The 16,232-nt window shown below is 35.0% G+C and carries 16 protein-coding genes; 5 read left to right on the top strand and 11 right to left on the bottom strand.

The features are described from left to right. Positions 1-45: 45 nt before the first annotated feature. From mnhG1 to HMPREF2580_RS08800, 8 genes are all read right to left on the bottom strand, one after another. Positions 46-402 (bottom strand): Na+/H+ antiporter Mnh1 subunit G, encoded by a 357-nt coding sequence (gene mnhG1 / locus HMPREF2580_RS08835; RefSeq protein WP_002441776.1) that lies wholly within the window; start codon positions 400-402, stop codon positions 46-48. Next, positions 380-673 carry a Na+/H+ antiporter Mnh1 subunit F gene (gene mnhF1, locus HMPREF2580_RS08830; protein ID WP_070832114.1) on the bottom strand — a complete coding sequence of 98 codons (294 nt, stop codon included), beginning with the start codon at positions 671-673 and terminating at the stop codon, positions 380-382. The genes mnhG1 and mnhF1 overlap by 23 nt, the downstream gene beginning before the upstream one ends. Then, a complete protein-coding gene (gene mnhE1 / locus HMPREF2580_RS08825) occupies positions 673-1,152 on the bottom strand; it encodes a Na+/H+ antiporter Mnh1 subunit E (RefSeq protein WP_002441780.1) in 480 nt (159 codons plus the stop codon). Before mnhE1 ends, mnhF1 begins: the two co-directional genes overlap by 1 nt. A gap of 1 nt (position 1,153) precedes the next feature. Then, positions 1,154-2,650, bottom strand: coding sequence for a Na+/H+ antiporter Mnh1 subunit D (gene mnhD1 / locus HMPREF2580_RS08820; protein WP_070832111.1), 1,497 nt, complete (start codon positions 2,648-2,650; stop codon positions 1,154-1,156). Continuing rightward, a complete protein-coding gene (gene mnhC1, locus HMPREF2580_RS08815) occupies positions 2,637-2,984 on the bottom strand; it encodes a Na+/H+ antiporter Mnh1 subunit C (RefSeq protein WP_044466322.1) in 348 nt (115 codons plus the stop codon). The genes mnhD1 and mnhC1 overlap by 14 nt, the downstream gene beginning before the upstream one ends. Beyond that, complete coding sequence (mnhB1, locus tag HMPREF2580_RS08810) at positions 2,984-3,412, bottom strand: Na+/H+ antiporter Mnh1 subunit B (RefSeq protein ID WP_070832107.1); 429 nt, start codon at positions 3,410-3,412, stop codon at positions 2,984-2,986. The genes mnhC1 and mnhB1 overlap by 1 nt, the downstream gene beginning before the upstream one ends. Continuing rightward, positions 3,405-5,810 carry a Na+/H+ antiporter subunit A gene (locus HMPREF2580_RS08805; protein ID WP_070832104.1) on the bottom strand — a complete coding sequence of 802 codons (2,406 nt, stop codon included), beginning with the start codon at positions 5,808-5,810 and terminating at the stop codon, positions 3,405-3,407. The genes mnhB1 and HMPREF2580_RS08805 overlap by 8 nt, the downstream gene beginning before the upstream one ends. A 184-nt stretch (positions 5,811-5,994) precedes the next feature. Then, complete coding sequence (locus HMPREF2580_RS08800) at positions 5,995-6,375, bottom strand: kinase-associated lipoprotein B (protein ID WP_070832101.1); 381 nt, start codon at positions 6,373-6,375, stop codon at positions 5,995-5,997. Between the two features lie 65 nt (positions 6,376-6,440). On the opposite strand from HMPREF2580_RS08800, the gene HMPREF2580_RS08795 reads away from it, so the two are divergent. From HMPREF2580_RS08795 to HMPREF2580_RS08775, 5 genes are all read left to right on the top strand, one after another. After that, positions 6,441-7,034: a peptidylprolyl isomerase gene (locus tag HMPREF2580_RS08795; RefSeq protein WP_070832098.1), complete on the top strand. Its 594-nt coding sequence runs from the start codon at positions 6,441-6,443 to the stop codon at positions 7,032-7,034. Positions 7,035-7,260: 226 nt separating this feature from the next. Further along, positions 7,261-7,641, top strand: coding sequence for a S1 domain-containing post-transcriptional regulator Ygs (gene ygs / locus HMPREF2580_RS08790; RefSeq protein WP_002441796.1), 381 nt, complete (start codon positions 7,261-7,263; stop codon positions 7,639-7,641). A 336-nt stretch (positions 7,642-7,977) separates the two neighbouring features. Beyond that, the gene (locus tag HMPREF2580_RS08785; RefSeq protein ID WP_070832095.1) at positions 7,978-9,105 is read left to right on the top strand and encodes an NADH-dependent flavin oxidoreductase; all 1,128 of its coding nucleotides are present in this window, start codon (positions 7,978-7,980) and stop codon (positions 9,103-9,105) included. Positions 9,106-9,431: 326 nt separating this feature from the next. Then, on the top strand, positions 9,432-10,622 hold the full coding sequence (locus tag HMPREF2580_RS08780) for an ornithine--oxo-acid transaminase (protein WP_070832092.1): 1,191 nt from the start codon (positions 9,432-9,434) through the stop codon (positions 10,620-10,622). Between the two features lie 109 nt (positions 10,623-10,731). Then, entirely contained in the window at positions 10,732-11,976 is a 1,245-nt protein-coding gene (locus HMPREF2580_RS08775; protein ID WP_002441801.1) for a Glu/Leu/Phe/Val family dehydrogenase, read from the top strand. 68 nt (positions 11,977-12,044) lie between these two features. Here HMPREF2580_RS08775 and HMPREF2580_RS08770 read toward each other — a convergent pair whose 3' ends face one another. The 3 genes from HMPREF2580_RS08770 to HMPREF2580_RS08760 all read right to left on the bottom strand — a co-directional run bounded on the left by HMPREF2580_RS08770 (position 12,045) and on the right by HMPREF2580_RS08760 (position 15,892). Continuing rightward, positions 12,045-13,136, bottom strand: a complete 1,092-nt coding sequence (locus HMPREF2580_RS08770; RefSeq protein ID WP_070832088.1) for a glycerophosphodiester phosphodiesterase — start codon at positions 13,134-13,136, stop codon at positions 12,045-12,047. A gap of 178 nt (positions 13,137-13,314) precedes the next feature. Beyond that, complete coding sequence (argH, locus tag HMPREF2580_RS08765; protein WP_070832085.1) at positions 13,315-14,697, bottom strand: argininosuccinate lyase; 1,383 nt, start codon at positions 14,695-14,697, stop codon at positions 13,315-13,317. Next, positions 14,687-15,892, bottom strand: a complete 1,206-nt coding sequence (locus HMPREF2580_RS08760; RefSeq protein WP_070832082.1) for an argininosuccinate synthase — start codon at positions 15,890-15,892, stop codon at positions 14,687-14,689. Before HMPREF2580_RS08760 ends, argH begins: the two co-directional genes overlap by 11 nt. Positions 15,893-16,232: the final 340 nt, after the last annotated feature.

Here is a 16,232-nt window from a genome sequence, read left to right as displayed (position 1 = left end):
TTTGCTAAATTATATTTCTGTCCCTCTCCCCATATCGCATGAATTCTACAATTTCGTATCCTTCATATCGTCTTTTATTTCATCTACTTTTGTTTCTTTACTATAAGGTGTTTGAATATTATAAGCTGCTTTCATAATCATATGACTTGAAAGGGGACCGGTGATAAAGACAAAGATAATTCCAATAATTAATTGCATATTGACATAACCTTCAGTACCAATGAAATATAAGAAAGAACCGAAGAGTAAGAACATGGCACCAAGTGTGGCCGCTTTACCAGCAGCATGTGCTCTAGAATATACATCTTTTAATCGTAATAAACCTATGGCTGCAAAGGCACTTATTAAAGCACCTAGTACGACAAAGATTATTGCAATACTAGTGACGATCGTTGCTATCATGCTTTATCACCTTACCTTCATCCATAAATTTAGAAAAGACTGCCGTCCCTAAAAAGGCGAGTATACCTACCATTAAAATAACTACAATCATATATTTAATATTTAGTAAAATACTAAATAAGGCAATGACTGCCATCAATTGTAGTCCAATCGCATCTAGTGCAACTACACGATCGGCTAAAGAAGGGCCTATAATGACACGTACGAGCATTGCTAACATTGATAATACGACAATAATGAGTGCAATTATGATAAATATATTATGTGTCATTATTTTTCACCCACCTTTCTTACTACCTTTTCTAGAGATGATTTGATACTTTCTACTTCTTCTTCCTTAGTACTAAAATCAATCGCATGGATATAGATTTTCTTGCGATCATCACTGATACCTAATACTACCGTCCCTGGAGTTAATGTAATGAGATTTGAAAGTAATACGATTTGCCAATCTGTCTTGAGGTCTGTTTCATACACGAAGAATCCTGGCTTATTCGTAATACTTGGTTTTAAAATAATTTTCAGGACATCAAAATTAGCCTTAATCAATTCACTTAAAAATGTGAGCACTAACATAATGATGCGATACACTCTTACCAAGTAGAATCGACCTGGCATGACACGATGTAGGAGGTAGACAAGAACAAGGCCAAAGATGAAGCCCAATACAAAGTTATTTAACGTGTAACTGTCTGTAACGAATAACCAAATCATTGCGACTAATAAGTTTACGATAAATTGTGCGGCCATATTATTTACCTCCTAAAACGCTATGAATATAAATATTTGGATCAGTAAATGTTTCAGCGCCATCTTTAATGATAGGGAACAGTACATCTGCCGATAATCCGAATAGGACTGTAATTACTGTCGATACTACTGCAATTGTAGTCAGGTATTTGACTTTCACTTTCTGCGTTGTATCATAGCCTCTTGCCTCGCCGAAGAAGCCTTTAAGGAAGATTCGAATCACTGAATATAGAACAATTAAGCTAGATAGGAGGACTATGATGCCGCTTAGGTAGAATCCCTTTTCAAATGTTGCCTGAACAATATAAAATTTCCCGTAAAAACCACTTAACGGTGGTATACCAGCAAGACTCAATACAGCGATAAAGAATGTCCATCCTAAAATAGGATATCCTTGAATTAAACCACCAAACTTGCGTAAATCGGTCGATTTCGTAATCTTATACATCACTCCGATGAGTAAGAACAGTGAAGCTTTAACTAACATATCGTGAATCGTATAGTATATTGCGCCCATCATTCCTGCCTCGTTCATCATGGCAACGCCAACTAAGATAACGCCAACCGCTATCATAATATTGTAAAGAATAATCTTCTTCGTATCGTAATAGGCTATTGCGCCTACACATCCGAAAATGATTGTCATTAACGCTAAGAAAAGAATCACATAGTGTGAAAAGCTAACCGTACTATTGAAGAATAAACTCAATGTTCTTGCAATGGCGTATACACCCACTTTGGTAAGTAGTGCACCAAAGAATGTAATAATAGCAACAGGTGGGGCATAATACGCACCTGGTAACCATACATACATAGGGAATACACCAGCTTTAGTGGCAAAGACGAAAATAAATAAGATAAAGACGATATTGACGAGACCACTATCGTGAACAGATAGATTAGATAATCTTTCACTAATATGTGCTAAGTTTAAAGTACCAACTACTGAATAAAGTACCGCGACACCCATAACAAAGAATGATGACGATACGACATTCACTAATATATATTTGATTGTTTCTTGGAGTTGGATTTTCGTGGTACCGATAACTAATAAACAATATGAAGACATTAAAAAGACTTCAAAGAATACAAACATGTTAAAGATATCACCAGTCGTAAATGCACCGATAATACCGATTAACATAAACATGATAGAAAAGTAATAGTAATAGCGTTCTCGATCTATACCAATGGAACGATATGAATATAAAATAATTAAAATCGTAATAATAATACTTGTGATGATAAGTAAAGCACTAAACACATCTAATACAAACACAATGCTGTAAGGTGCTTTCCATGAACCTAATTCTACTTTCAAAGGACCATCGTGTAATACATTTCTTAAATTAATGATCGCCACAATGAGTGTGAGTGCTGAACCAATCAGTGCAACATAACGCTTGATTATCGGGCGCTTTCCAATAAAGATGAGTAAAATTGCAGTTAGAATAGGTATCACAAGGGTTAAAACGAGCAAGTTACTCTCTGTCATCTTCCGGCGCTCCTTTCATACGTTCAACGTTATCTGTACCTAGTTCTTTATAAGTTCTAAAGGCAAGAACTAAGAAAAATGCTGTTGTAGCAAATGCGATAACGATAGCAGTTAAAATTAGTGCTTGTGGGATAGGATCGACATAGCTCGGAGTTCCTTTTTCATAGATAGGAACCGTACCATGTTTCAAACCGCCCATAGTAATTAAAAATAAATTTGCAGCGTGTGTTAGTAGCGTAGTCCCCATAATAATTCGTATCAAACTTTTAGACAAAACGAGATAGACACTAATTGCTGTGAGAATACCACTAACAAATATCATGATAATTTCCACTATTCGTTCTCTCCAATCGAAATAATAATTGTCATTACAGTTCCTACTACTGCACAAAGTACCCCAAAGTCGAAGAACATCGCAGTCGTCATATGCATAGGTTCAAGAAGGGGTAACGGAATGTCAAAAGTGACATGTGTGAAAAAGTTTTTTGACATGAACCAACTGGCAATCGGTGTGCCTACGCAGAATAACAAACCTACACCTATTAGAATTTTAAAATCTAACGGGAAGACTTTACGCATTGTTTTAACATCGAAAGCGATTGTAATGACTAAAAGTGCACTCGCAAATAATAAACCTCCGACGAATCCTCCTCCGGGTGTATAGTGCCCAGCTAGAAATAGTGAGAATCCAAAGATGATGACCATGAAGAAAATGACGATAGCTGCGTATTGAAACATTAAGTTATTCTTTTGTCTATTCATGGTCAGTCACCTCGCTTGATTGATTTTTCTGTTTAAGGCGTAACTTAATCATTGTATATACACCTAAACCGGCGATACCTAAGACAGATGATTCGAATAATGTATCCATGCCACGGAAGTCAACAAGAATAACGTTCACCATATTTTTGCCGTGTGCTAAATCGTAAACATGATCTTGATAATACTTCGTGATAGAACCAAAATGTCTATTTCCATAACCGATTAAACCTAAAATAATGACTACTAAACCTACGCCAATAGAAATCAAAGCATTCGTAACTTTAAATGCAGGCTTTTCATTGTAGCGGTTAAGGTTAGGTAAATGATAAAAGCATAATAAGAATAAAGCTGTTGAGATAGACTCAACTACAAACTGAGTTAAGGCTAAATCCGGTGCTTTAAAGAATATAAATAATACAGATATTGCATAACCGACTGCACTCAACATAATAATGCTAAATAAGCGTGATTTCGCAAATATAATCAAGAATGAGGCAATAAGTAAGAATATCACGATGCCACCTTCAAATATACGAAGCTGACTTACATCTTTAAAGGTAATGTGAAATGGCACACTTAATAAGGTTACGAATGTAAGTAGTATTAAGATGCCAAAAATAATGACTAAATTATTTCTAGAAAAACCTGTAACATAGCTATTTGTCATATTTTCAGAATAGCCTGGAACTACACGACCTGTCGTGTCATACCAATAGTTAAACTTAAGTTGATTAGGTTGTGCTTCGAGTAACCGAACCCAATAACTAAACGTAAGAATAAGTAAAATACCGACCACATAGATGACTAAAGTAGAGATAAATGCCGGCGTAATTCCATGGAAAAGATGGAATTCAGCAGTGATTCCAGTTGTTTGACTTACTGCTTGTGTTGCAGGTTCAATAATTGATTGAGTTAATATGCTTGGGAAAAGTCCAAATACCACCACTAATATAGTTAAAATAATTGGAGATAAAAGCATTAACATCGATGATTCATGTGCAGATTTCGGTAAACTGTCAGGTTTATATTTCCCAAAGAATATATGCATAATAAATTTAATAGAATAAACAAAGGTAAATATACTTCCTACTATCGCAATAATTGGGAAAATAATACCTAATGTGTTTAAGCTCATTAAATCTGCATGAGTAACGTCAATCATAGCCTCTAAAAACTTCTCTTTAGATAAGAAACCATTAAATGGTGGCACACCAGCCATACTTAATGCGGTGATGATAGTCATCGTGAATGAAATTGGCATGATTGTAAGTAATCCACCTAATTTCTTAACGTTACGAGTACCTGTAGCGTGATCTACACCACCAGTAATCATAAACAATGCACCTTTAAATGTAGCATGATTAATTAAATGGAAAATTGCAGCGACAAAACCTGCAACATACAGCTGACTATCAGCACCTTGATAATGGTAACTCACAGCACCAATACCTAACATTGACATAATCATACCGAGTTGAGACACAGTTGAAAACGCTAGGATTCCTTTTAAATCCTGTTGTTTCGTTGCATTCAGCGATGCCCAAAATAGTGTGATTAGTCCTACTAAAGTGATGGTCCACACCCAACCTTCAGAGATTGCAAAGATAGGTGTTATTCTTGCTACTAAATAAAGACCTGCTTTAACCATTGTCGCAGAGTGTAAGTAGGCACTTACTGGGGTAGGTGCTTCCATTGCATCAGGTAACCATATGTAAAATGGGACTTGAGCCGATTTTGTAAATGCGCCAATCATAACAAGTACCATTGCTAAGATAAAGTATGGACTGTTTTGAATCTCGCTCGCTTTTTCAATCATTGTTTGAATGCTGAATGTATCTGCAGCTAAAGATAAGAGGATGATACCTCCTAATAAACTAAGTCCACCTAACACTGTTAAGATAAGTGACTTTTGCGCACCATATATAGAAGCTTTCTTCTCTCTCCAAAATGAAATAAGTAAAAAGCTAGAAAATGAAGTTAACTCCCAAAATAGATATAAAATAATTAAGTTATCAGAGAGTACAACTCCTAACATTGCGCCCATAAATAGTAATAAATAACAATAAAAATTCCCGAGTTGCTCAGATTTACTTAAATAGCCAATAGAATATAAAACAACTAAGCTACCTATACCTGTGATGAGTAAACTAAACAACAGTCCGAGACCGTCCACATACAAATTGAAGTTCATTCCAAAATGTGGCATCCAATTTAAGGTTTTCATTACGGTATTACCTGACATTGTTATTGAAATTAAAGAAATAAAATAAATAAATAAGACAATTGGGACAGGTAATACAAACCATCCTAAGTGTATACGTTTAACGAATCGATATAGGATAGGAATAATGAGTGCAAATATTAACGGTAGGAGTACCGCAATATGTAACCAACTCACTATGTTGTCCTCCTTTAAAATATATTTATGAATAACATTATACATGAATGAACTTCTTCTGAAAAACCTCGTCAACGCTTATAGGCATTGATTTTAAAGGACTGTTAAATAAGAAGAAACACGTCAAAATTTGGGTAAAAATTTTTATAAATTCATGTCTATTGATGTTATTTTAATATGATTTTTAAGTGAATTTTCTTTTATATTGAATTGAATAATCTTCTTTAAGCGCGTTTAAATTTTTAAGTGATAGACGTGCATGTTCAGAATCGTCTTCTTCTAATTGGTGTTCTAAATTTGTAATGGCTTGTTGAAGTGAATCTTCATAGTTCATTTCTTCAACGTTGAATTCTCTCAGTTGTGAACGTTTGGCGTAACGTTTTTCGAAGTGACTTAGTGCTTTGCGTTCATGGAAGAAGACACCTTCAGTTTCATTTGGATTGTGCAAATCACCTTGTTTAGGATGTTTAATCACTTGTTCCACTTGGACTAAGACTTGATCCCCATCATCTTCTTTAATACTCACACCGTAGCTTCCTGTCTTGTAAGCAAATCGATATAACATGCTATATTCCTACCTTTCAAATGTGTTAATATATGCATATATCATAACACGAATGGAGAATTTAAATGACGAACTATCCTCAGTTAAATAAAGAGATTCAAGATAATGAAATTAAAGTTGTCATGCATACGAACAAAGGTGACATGACATTTAAGTTATTCCCAGACATTGCACCTAAAACAGTTGAAAATTTTGTTACACATTCTAAAAATGGATACTATGATGGTGTGACATTCCACAGAGTAATCAATGATTTCATGGTTCAAGGTGGTGACCCAACAGCTACAGGTATGGGCGGTGAAAGTATCTATGGTGGTGCTTTCGAAGACGAATTTTCATTAGAAGCATTCAATTTATATGGGGCACTTTCTATGGCAAACGCTGGACCTAATACAAATGGTTCTCAATTCTTTGTCGTTCAAATGAAAGAAGTTCCTGAAAATATGTTAAATCAATTACTTGACGGTGGCTGGCCACAACCAATTGTGGAAGCTTATGGTGAAAAGGGCGGTACACCTTGGTTAGATCAAAAACATACTGTATTTGGTCAATTAATTGATGGTGAATCTACTTTAGAAGATATTGCGAATACAAAAGTTGGTGCACAAGATAAACCAGTTTATGACGTGGTTATCGAATCAATTGATGTTGAAGAATAAATTTAAAAGATAAACGTTTGAGCTTTAAGTTGTAATGTGTCGATACAAACCATGCGACTTAAAGCTTTTTTATTTTGGTTAATCTTAGAAGTCGAGTAGGGTAGCATTACGTTTCGCACAATAATTTTTAGAATAATTGAAATTTATTATCGTTTTAGTTAGTCCAAAAAAATGATTTATGCTATGATATGTGTGTTAAGAAAAATCGAAATAAGGGGTTATCACGTTGAATAATCACTACAAAGTAGGTCAACATATCAAGGTACGTGTGACTGGTATTCAACCGTATGGCGCATTTGTTGAGACCCCTGACCATACTGAAGGACTTATCCATATCTCTGAAATCATGGATGATTATGTCCATAACTTGAAGAAATTTCTATCTGAAGGGCAAGTTGTTAAAGCTAAAATTTTATCAATCGATGAAGAAGGTAAACTGAACTTGTCTTTAAAGGATAATGATTACTTTAAAAATTATGAACGTAAAAAAGAAAAGCAGTCAGTCTTAGATGAAATAAGAGAGACGGAAAAGTATGGGTTTCAAACACTTGAAGAACGCTTACCGGTCTGGATCAAACAGTCAAAACGTGCGATTCGTAATGACTGAATGACTGTACATTCGTGCCATATGTGATGAAGCTTGCGAAGGGCAAGTAATCACATAATAACGATAATCTTTACGACATTATCTCGTGAAGGTTATCGTTTTTTCTTATATTTAGGGAGATGGGGAGATAACGAAAATCATTTTACGAAATGATATTTCCGTATTTCTCTCATGTCATGCCCGCGACAAAGGGGCTTAACAATAGGAAGTATGCTATTGTAACTCATCTTTTTGTATTGGCTAGTTTTATATGCACGTGCAAGCAAATAATTAGGGTTGTATGAAACTTACATGATATATTCATGACAGCATTAAAATAAGGAGAGTATCAATAACATGAATAGTAAATATGAACCTTTATTCGAACCAGTCGTTTTACCAAATGGCGTAGAGTTACGAAATCGATTTGTTTTAGCTCCGTTAACCCATATTTCATCAAATGATGATGGTACGATTTCTGATGTGGAAGTACCTTATATTGAGAAGCGCTCTAAAGATGTCGGTTTAGCTATCAATGCAGCAAGTAATATTAACGATGTAGGAAAAGCTTTTCCAGGACAGCCATCAGTTGCGCATGATTCAGATATAGAAGGATTAAAAACACTTGCACAAGCAATGAAGAAAAATGGTGCTAAAGCGCTCGTTCAAATTCATCATGGTGGCGCACAATCACTACCTAACTTAACACCTCAAGGTGATGTTGTAGCTCCAAGTCCTATGACACTTAAAAGTTTTGGACAAGAAGAAGCTCATGATGCACGTGAAATGACATCAGATGAAATCGAACAAACTATTAAAGATTTTGGTGAAGCTACACGTAGAGTAATTGAAGCAGGGTTTGATGGTGTGGAAATTCATGGTGCTAACCACTATCTTATTCATCAGTTTGTTTCTCCTTATTATAATAGAAGAAACGATGTATGGGCTGATAACCTCAAATTCCCAATGGCTGTAATTAATGAAGTTGTTAAAGCTAAGAAAGAATACGCTTCTGATGATTTTATTATCGGCTATAGATTATCACCAGAAGAAGTTGAATCACCAGGCATTTCAATGGAAATCACTGAACAATTAATTAACCAAATCGCTAATGAACCACTAGATTATATTCATGTATCCATCATGGATATTGATTCTGAAACACGTGAAGGTAAATATAAAGGAGAAAATCGTCTTAAACTTATCCATCATTGGATTAATGGTCGTATGCCGCTTGTGGGTATAGGTTCAGTATTTACACCTGATGATGCGTTACATGCTGTCAATGACGTGGGTGTAGAATTAGTTGCATTAGGACGAGAAATCTTACTTGACTATGACTTCGTTGGTAAAATTAAAGACGGTCGTGAAGATGAAATTATTAACGAATTCGATCCTAATAGAGAAGATAAGCATCATCTACCACCAAATTTATGGCAACAATTCAATGAAGGATTTTATCCATTACCACGTAAAGACAAATAGGAAATAAGTTTAATCCAAGTTCTACTTTTAACATGTAGGGCTTGGATTATTTTTTATACCAAAATATTGCAAACTGTATTTTAAAAATTGTGAAATTATAGAAAGTTTTGCTTGTAAATTGTAACAGAGTTGTGTCATTATACTTGTAAGGGCTTTCATAAATAAAATATACTTTTTCTAACTCTAAAATATTGTTGTGAAGAATGCCTTTGACACAGTGTTTGTTGGATTTTCATTTTCAATCAAAAATAAGTATGAGAGCCGTAAGAAATAAGTTATGATATTGGTAATACGTTTTCATTATTTTAAAACAAAGGGGAGATATTATGACTAAATCTGAAGAAATTATTGAATTAACAAACCACTATGGGGCACAGAACTACGTACCACTTCCAATTGTTATTTCAGAAGCAGAGGGTGTATGGGTTAAAGACCCAGAAGGCAATCAATATATGGACATGCTTTCAGCTTATTCGGCGGTGAATCAAGGGCATCGTCATCCGAAAATTATACAAGCATTGAAAGATCAAGCAGATAAAGTCACATTAGTATCGCGTGCATTTCACAGTGATAACTTGGGTTTATGGTATGAAAAAATTTGTAAATTAGCAGGCAAAGATAAAGCACTTCCGATGAATACAGGGGCTGAAGCAGTTGAAACTGCACTTAAAGCTGCACGACGTTGGGCATACGATGTTAAGGGCATTGAACCTAACAAAGCAGAGATTATTGCGTTTAATGGTAATTTCCATGGACGTACAATGGCGCCTGTATCATTGTCATCTGAAGCGGAATACCAACGTGGCTATGGCCCATTATTGGATGGCTTCCGTAAAGTTGATTTTGGTGATGTAGATAAACTTAAAGCAGCGATTAATGAGAACACTGCTGCTGTCTTGGTAGAGCCTATTCAAGGTGAAGCAGGCATTAATGTACCACCAGAAGGCTATCTTAAGGCAATTAGAGAATTATGTGATGCGCATAATATTTTATTTATTGCAGATGAGATTCAAGCAGGGTTAGGCCGTTCAGGTAAATTATTCGCTACAGATTGGGACAATGTTAAACCAGACGTTTATATACTAGGTAAAGCATTGGGCGGTGGCGTACTTCCTATTTCAGTTGTCTTAGCTGATAATGAGGTACTAGATGTGTTTACACCTGGGTCTCATGGCTCAACATTTGGTGGAAATCCACTCGCATGTGCCGTTTCAATTGCAGCATTAGATGTCATTGTTGATGAAGATTTACCAGGTCGTTCATTAGAATTAGGGGAGTATTTCAAATCTGAATTACAAAAAATTGAACATCCTTCTATTAAAGAAGTTCGTGGTCGAGGTTTATTCATTGGTATTGAACTTCATGAAAATGCTAGACCATACTGTGAAGCTTTGAAAGAAAAAGGTTTATTGTGTAAAGAAACACATGATACGGTGATTAGATTTGCACCACCATTAGTAATTACTAAAGAGGAATTAGACTTAGCGATAGAGAAGATTAAAAGTGTGTTTGAATAAGTTCAAAAAGTTGTAACATTCGCTTTGTAAACTCTTTAAAAAGCGTATACTTGTGTTACAATAACATTTGAAAGCGAAATCATTAGTTAAAAAAGAGGCGAATAGGATCATGACTGAGAATAATAATTTAGTGACTTCCACACAAGGAATTATTAAAGAGGCATTACACAAATTGGGATTTGACGACGGAATGTACGATCTTATTAAAGAACCATTAAGATTTTTACAAGTTCGCATTCCAGTGCGTATGGATGATGGTACCGTTAAAACATTTACTGGTTACCGTGCGCAACACAATGACGCTGTCGGTCCTACTAAAGGTGGGGTACGTTTCCATCCGGAAGTTGATGAAGAAGATGTTAAAGCATTATCTATGTGGATGACTTTAAAATGCGGTATTGTTGACTTACCATATGGTGGCGGTAAGGGTGGTATCGTTTGTGACCCACGTCAAATGAGTATTCATGAGGTTGAACGTTTATCTCGTGGTTATGTAAGAGCTATTTCTCAATTCGTTGGACCAAATAAAGATATTCCAGCACCTGATGTATTTACTAATTCACAAATTATGGCATGGATGATGGATGAGTACAGTGCACTTGATAAATTCAACTCACCAGGATTCATCACAGGTAAACCTATCGTATTAGGTGGTTCTCAAGGACGCGACCGTTCAACAGCATTAGGTGTTGTTATCGCAATTGAGCAAGCGGCTAAACGTAGAGGTATGAATGTTAAAGATGCTAAAGTAGTGATTCAAGGTTTTGGTAATGCTGGTAGTTTCTTAGCTAAATTTTTATATGACTTAGGTGCCAAAGTTGTTGGCATTAGTGACGCTTATGGTGCATTACATGACCCTAATGGTTTAGATATAGATTACTTATTAGATCGTCGCGATAGCTTCGGTACAGTAACAAACTTATTTGAAGATACAATTTCTAACCAAGAATTATTTGAATTAGATTGTGATATTTTAGTGCCAGCTGCGATCTCTAACCAAATTACAGAAGATAATGCGCATGATATTAAAGCTGACATTGTCGTTGAAGCGGCAAATGGACCAACGACGCCTGAAGCAACACGTATTTTAACTGAGCGTGGCATTTTACTTGTACCTGACGTACTTGCAAGTGCTGGCGGTGTAACAGTTTCTTACTTTGAATGGGTTCAAAATAACCAAGGTTATTATTGGACAGAAGAAGAAGTAAATGAAAAATTACGTGATAAATTAGTTACTGCATTCGATACAATTTATGAATTATCTCAAAATAGAAAAATTGATATGAGACTTGCTGCTTATATTGTTGGTATTAAGCGTACGGCAGAAGCTGCACGTTACCGCGGTTGGGCATAATAAGAATCAATTATAAAAAGACTTTGTGAAGCAATTCAAGCTAATCACAAAGTCTTTTTTTATATTCATTATTGTTGTGTTTTTGAAACTGCTTTATATTGATCCGCATAATTTGTGAAGACACCATCGACGCCATACTGATTTAATCGTCTCATATCATTTACGTCGTTAACTGTATAAGGGTGCACTAAGAATCCTAAATCTTTAAGGTGTCGAGAGTTTTTAATATTTAAATCTGTATATTCTGGACCTACGCCAATCGCATAAGACTTAATTGCTTTTAAATCTTGTTCTGAGGCATTTAATAATTCAAATTTATTCATCAATCTGATGAGTGGGACATGTGAGTTCATTTGATGTAACTTTTGTAAGCTATCTCCAGAAAATGACTGCAACATCACGTGACCATTTTTTAATGAATGATTAGAAAGCATACCATGTTGATTTAAAGTATTAAGTAATTGTTTCTCCATACCTGGATAAACATTAGGTGATTTTGTTTCAATATAGTAGTTCGCATTTTTACCATATCTATTTAAAATTTCATCTAATGTAGGTACTTTTGCATTTTTATATTTTTTATTCGCATATTCAGGATGTGCTTTGTTAAACCAACTTCCGGCATCTAACTTTTTCAATTGTTTCAAAGTATAATGATCTACTCGACCATGACCATTAGTGGTACGGTCTACAGTCTCATCGTGCATGGCGACCAAATGACCGTCCTTTGTTCGCTGTAAATCAATTTCTATGTATGACGCGCCTAATTCGTTATGGCTTTTATCATAGGATTGAAATGTATGTTCAGGGGCATATCCACTTGCACCTCTATGCGCGATGGTAGTGAATTTTTCTCCAGTTAAATTTTTAGCCCATTTTTTGTGCTTATCATTTGTTTTACCACTTACAGAATCAGCTTCTGGTTGTCGTTTAAACTGAGGGTGTTGAGAATTTTGATTTTTGCTGGATTGTGTTGTAGTGTTCGATGTTTGATGTGTTGCTGACTGTTGAGTTTGAGTAGATGTGCTTTTTGAATGGATAGAAGTGTTTTGGTTTCCTTTTAACCCAGTTTCATTGGCAAAAGTTGGTGCACTTACACTAGCTAGACCAATCGATAAAGCAGTCAAACTTGTGAAAATAACTTTTTTAGATTTGAACATAAAAACATCCTTTCAAATTAAAGTGATATCTTAAAATTACAATAATTTGAAAGGATGAAAGGCGATTTTACAATATATTAATTTAAAATTTAGTAACTTCAAAATTTATTAAAGTAATCTCAATAAACTGTATCATTTAGGTGTTTAATATTTACATTTGTGTTCTTATACTTACTAATTATGATTTAGCTAGTAAAGATTTAGCTACCTCTAATTGATGTTTTACAGATTCTTGTCCTGTTGATCCATAACTTTTACGACGTTTTAAGCAATTTTCCGGAGTTAAGTAGTCGTAAATATCTTCTTCTATACTCGAATGATGAGATTTATATTCAGATAAAGGTACATCTAGAAGGTAAATCCCTTGATGAATACAATCTAGAACAATCTTTCCAACGATTTCATGAGCTGTTCTGAAAGGCACATGCTTGCTTACTAAGTAATCTGCAAGTTCTGTTGCATTAGAAAAGTCTTTCTTCACAGTTTCACTAAGTCGATCTGTGTTAACTGTCATTGAAGCAACCATACCTTCAAATATACGTAAAGAACCTTTAATTGTGTGAATTGCATCAAATAGACCTTCTTTATCTTCTTGCATATCTTTGTTATATGCGAGAGGTAGCCCTTTGAGTGTAACCAACATGCTCATTAAGTGACCAGTCGTTCGACCAACTTTACCTCTGATGAGTTCAGCCATGTCTGGGTTTTTCTTTTGAGGCATAATTGATGATCCAGTTGAAAATGAATCTGATAGGGTAATGAATTTTGCTTCATCGGTTGACCAGAAAATGATTTCTTCGGCAAAACGAGAAAGGTGAACCATGGTAAGCGAAATATTATGCAATGTTTCTACGATGTAATCACGGTCGCTTACTGCGTCTAGACTATTTTCATATATATGCGCAAAGCCTAATAAATCTTGAGTTTCATGTCTATCAATCGGATGTGTTGTCCCACTTAAAGCTGCAGCGCCTAATGGGGAAATATCGATACGTTTCAGACTATCTTCAAAACGGCCTTTATCACGCTCTAACATCCAGAAGTAAGTCAATACGTGATGTGCAAATGAAATAGGTTGTGCGCGTTGAAGATGTGTATATCCAGGCATAATCGTCTCAACATGTTGGTCAGCCAGATTGACAATCGTATGCTGGAAGGATTCAATGAGCTCAATAATATGTTGGACTTGTGCTTTCGTGTATAAATGCATATCTGTTGCCACTTGATCATTTCTACTACGTCCGGTGTGCAATTTACCTCCAGCTTCACCGATACGTTGGATTAATTCATGTTCAATATTTAGATGTATATCTTCTAAAGAAGCTTTGAATTCAATATGACCTTCATTGAAATCTTTTTGAATTTCTTTTAACCCTTTAATAATTGCCTCTGCTTCATCTTGTGAAATAATATTTTGATTCGCGAGCATCGTTGCATGTGCAATACTGCCTTGTACATCTTGATTGATTAGATTTTTATCAAAATCTATTGAAGCATTAAAGTCATCAACCCAATCTTCAGGTTGCGCTTCAAATCTACCTCCCCAAGCTTTATTGCTCATTACTATAACCTCCATGTAACATCGCATTGACCTGTGTTGGTAATCCATAGATGTCGATAAAGCCAACAGCTGCTTCTTGATTAAATGCATCTTCTTTAGTGTATGTCGCAAGTTTTTCATCATATAAAGTATATGGAGACTGTCTACCATTAACGATAGCATTGCCTTTAAATAATTTAACTCTCACATCACCTTCAACATACTGCTGTGTGCTATCTATAAAGAGTTTTAGACTATCTGTAAGAGGTGAGAACCATAGCCCGTTATATATTTGCTCTGAAAATTGTTTTTCAATAACAGGTTTAAAATGTGCTACATCTTTCGTTAACGTAATGGTTTCCAATGCTTTATGCGCTTTAAGTAATACTTCCGCGCCTGGTGTTTCATAAATTTCTCTAGATTTAATACCTACCATTCTATTCTCAACATGGTCAATTCTTCCTATACCATGTTTTCCGGCAAGATCATTTAAGTACAAGATAAGGTCATCGAGTTGATAAGCTTTTCCATCGATTTGAACTGGAATACCTTGTTTAAATGAAATGATAATTTCGTCAGCCTCATCTGGTGTCTCTTCAAGAGGTGTTGTTAAGTCAAATGCGTCTTCAGGCGGGGCAGCATAAGGATCTTCTAAAATACCACATTCATTTGCTCTTCCCCATAAATTTTGGTCGATAGAGTAAGGTGAATCGTGATTAATTGATACAGGGATATTGTGTTGAATCGCATAATCAATTTCTTCTTCTCTACTCCAAGCCCATTCACGAACTGGGGCAAAAGCTTTTAAGTTAGGATTTAATGCTTTGATTGCCACTTCAAAGCGTACTTGGTCATTTCCTTTACCTGTACAACCATGTGCAATACCTACAGAATTTGTTTTTTCAGCTATTTCTACTAACTTTTTGGCGATTAATGGACGAGAAAGTGCAGAAACTAATGGATATGCATTTTCATACATTAAATTCCCTTTAATTGCATAGCTCACATAATCATCGCTAAATTCTTGAGTTGCATCGATAATGTGACATTCAATTGCACCCATATCTAACGCTTTTTGGTATACCACGTCTAAGTCTTTTCCTTCTCCCACGTCTAGGCAACATGCAACAACATCGTAACCCTTATCAATAAGCCATTGTACCGCAACGCTTGTATCTAAACCGCCTGAATAGGCTAAAACGATTTTTTCTTTCATAAGTTTACACCTCAAATGATTTTCAGAATTTTAATATGGCTACATCATAGCAGATTGTTAATGAAAATAAAACCATTTTATTACATAAATATTCAAAATTAAAAATCTGGTTGCTTTTCTCTATAATGATTAAAGTTCGATATAATAGTGTTTTTGATATATTTAAAAATTCTGTAAAATGAATAATATATTAATAGAAAGCTAGCGAAAGAACAGATTGTTTAATTATATTTTGTGATAAAAGTCACAGAAAACTCACTTTTCAATAGAAGAGTTAAACTTGTGAATTGAATAGCACATACAAACTTAGTAAAATTAATTTAGTACATAACATAGGAGG

The sequence above is a fragment of the Staphylococcus sp. HMSC036D05 genome, assembly GCF_001836225.1.
Taxonomy (GTDB): domain Bacteria; phylum Bacillota; class Bacilli; order Staphylococcales; family Staphylococcaceae; genus Staphylococcus; species Staphylococcus caprae.
The sequence above is the reverse complement of the archived record's forward strand: the minus strand, read 5'-3'. Positions and strand labels throughout refer to the sequence as shown.

What these genes read in the sequence shown, in the direction of transcription:
- mnhG1 (WP_002441776.1), bottom strand. Translation starts at nt 402, where the DNA reads ATGATAGCAACGATCGTCACTAGTATTGCAATAATCTTTGTCGTACTA.
- mnhF1 (WP_070832114.1), bottom strand. Translation starts at nt 673, where the DNA reads ATGACACATAATATATTTATCATAATTGCACTCATTATTGTCGTATTA.
- mnhE1 (WP_002441780.1), bottom strand. Translation starts at nt 1,152, where the DNA reads ATGGCCGCACAATTTATCGTAAACTTATTAGTCGCAATGATTTGGTTA.
- mnhD1 (WP_070832111.1), bottom strand. Translation starts at nt 2,650, where the DNA reads ATGACAGAGAGTAACTTGCTCGTTTTAACCCTTGTGATACCTATTCTA.
- mnhB1 (WP_070832107.1), bottom strand. Translation starts at nt 3,412, where the DNA reads ATGAATAGACAAAAGAATAACTTAATGTTTCAATACGCAGCTATCGTC.
- HMPREF2580_RS08800 (WP_070832101.1), bottom strand. Translation starts at nt 6,375, where the DNA reads ATGTTATATCGATTTGCTTACAAGACAGGAAGCTACGGTGTGAGTATT.
- HMPREF2580_RS08795 (WP_070832098.1), top strand. Translation starts at nt 6,441, where the DNA reads ATGACGAACTATCCTCAGTTAAATAAAGAGATTCAAGATAATGAAATT.
- HMPREF2580_RS08785 (WP_070832095.1), top strand. Translation starts at nt 7,978, where the DNA reads ATGAATAGTAAATATGAACCTTTATTCGAACCAGTCGTTTTACCAAAT.
- HMPREF2580_RS08780 (WP_070832092.1), top strand. Translation starts at nt 9,432, where the DNA reads ATGACTAAATCTGAAGAAATTATTGAATTAACAAACCACTATGGGGCA.
- HMPREF2580_RS08775 (WP_002441801.1), top strand. Translation starts at nt 10,732, where the DNA reads ATGACTGAGAATAATAATTTAGTGACTTCCACACAAGGAATTATTAAA.
- HMPREF2580_RS08770 (WP_070832088.1), bottom strand. Translation starts at nt 13,136, where the DNA reads ATGTTCAAATCTAAAAAAGTTATTTTCACAAGTTTGACTGCTTTATCG.
- argH (WP_070832085.1), bottom strand. Translation starts at nt 14,697, where the DNA reads ATGAGCAATAAAGCTTGGGGAGGTAGATTTGAAGCGCAACCTGAAGAT.
- HMPREF2580_RS08760 (WP_070832082.1), bottom strand. Translation starts at nt 15,892, where the DNA reads ATGAAAGAAAAAATCGTTTTAGCCTATTCAGGCGGTTTAGATACAAGC.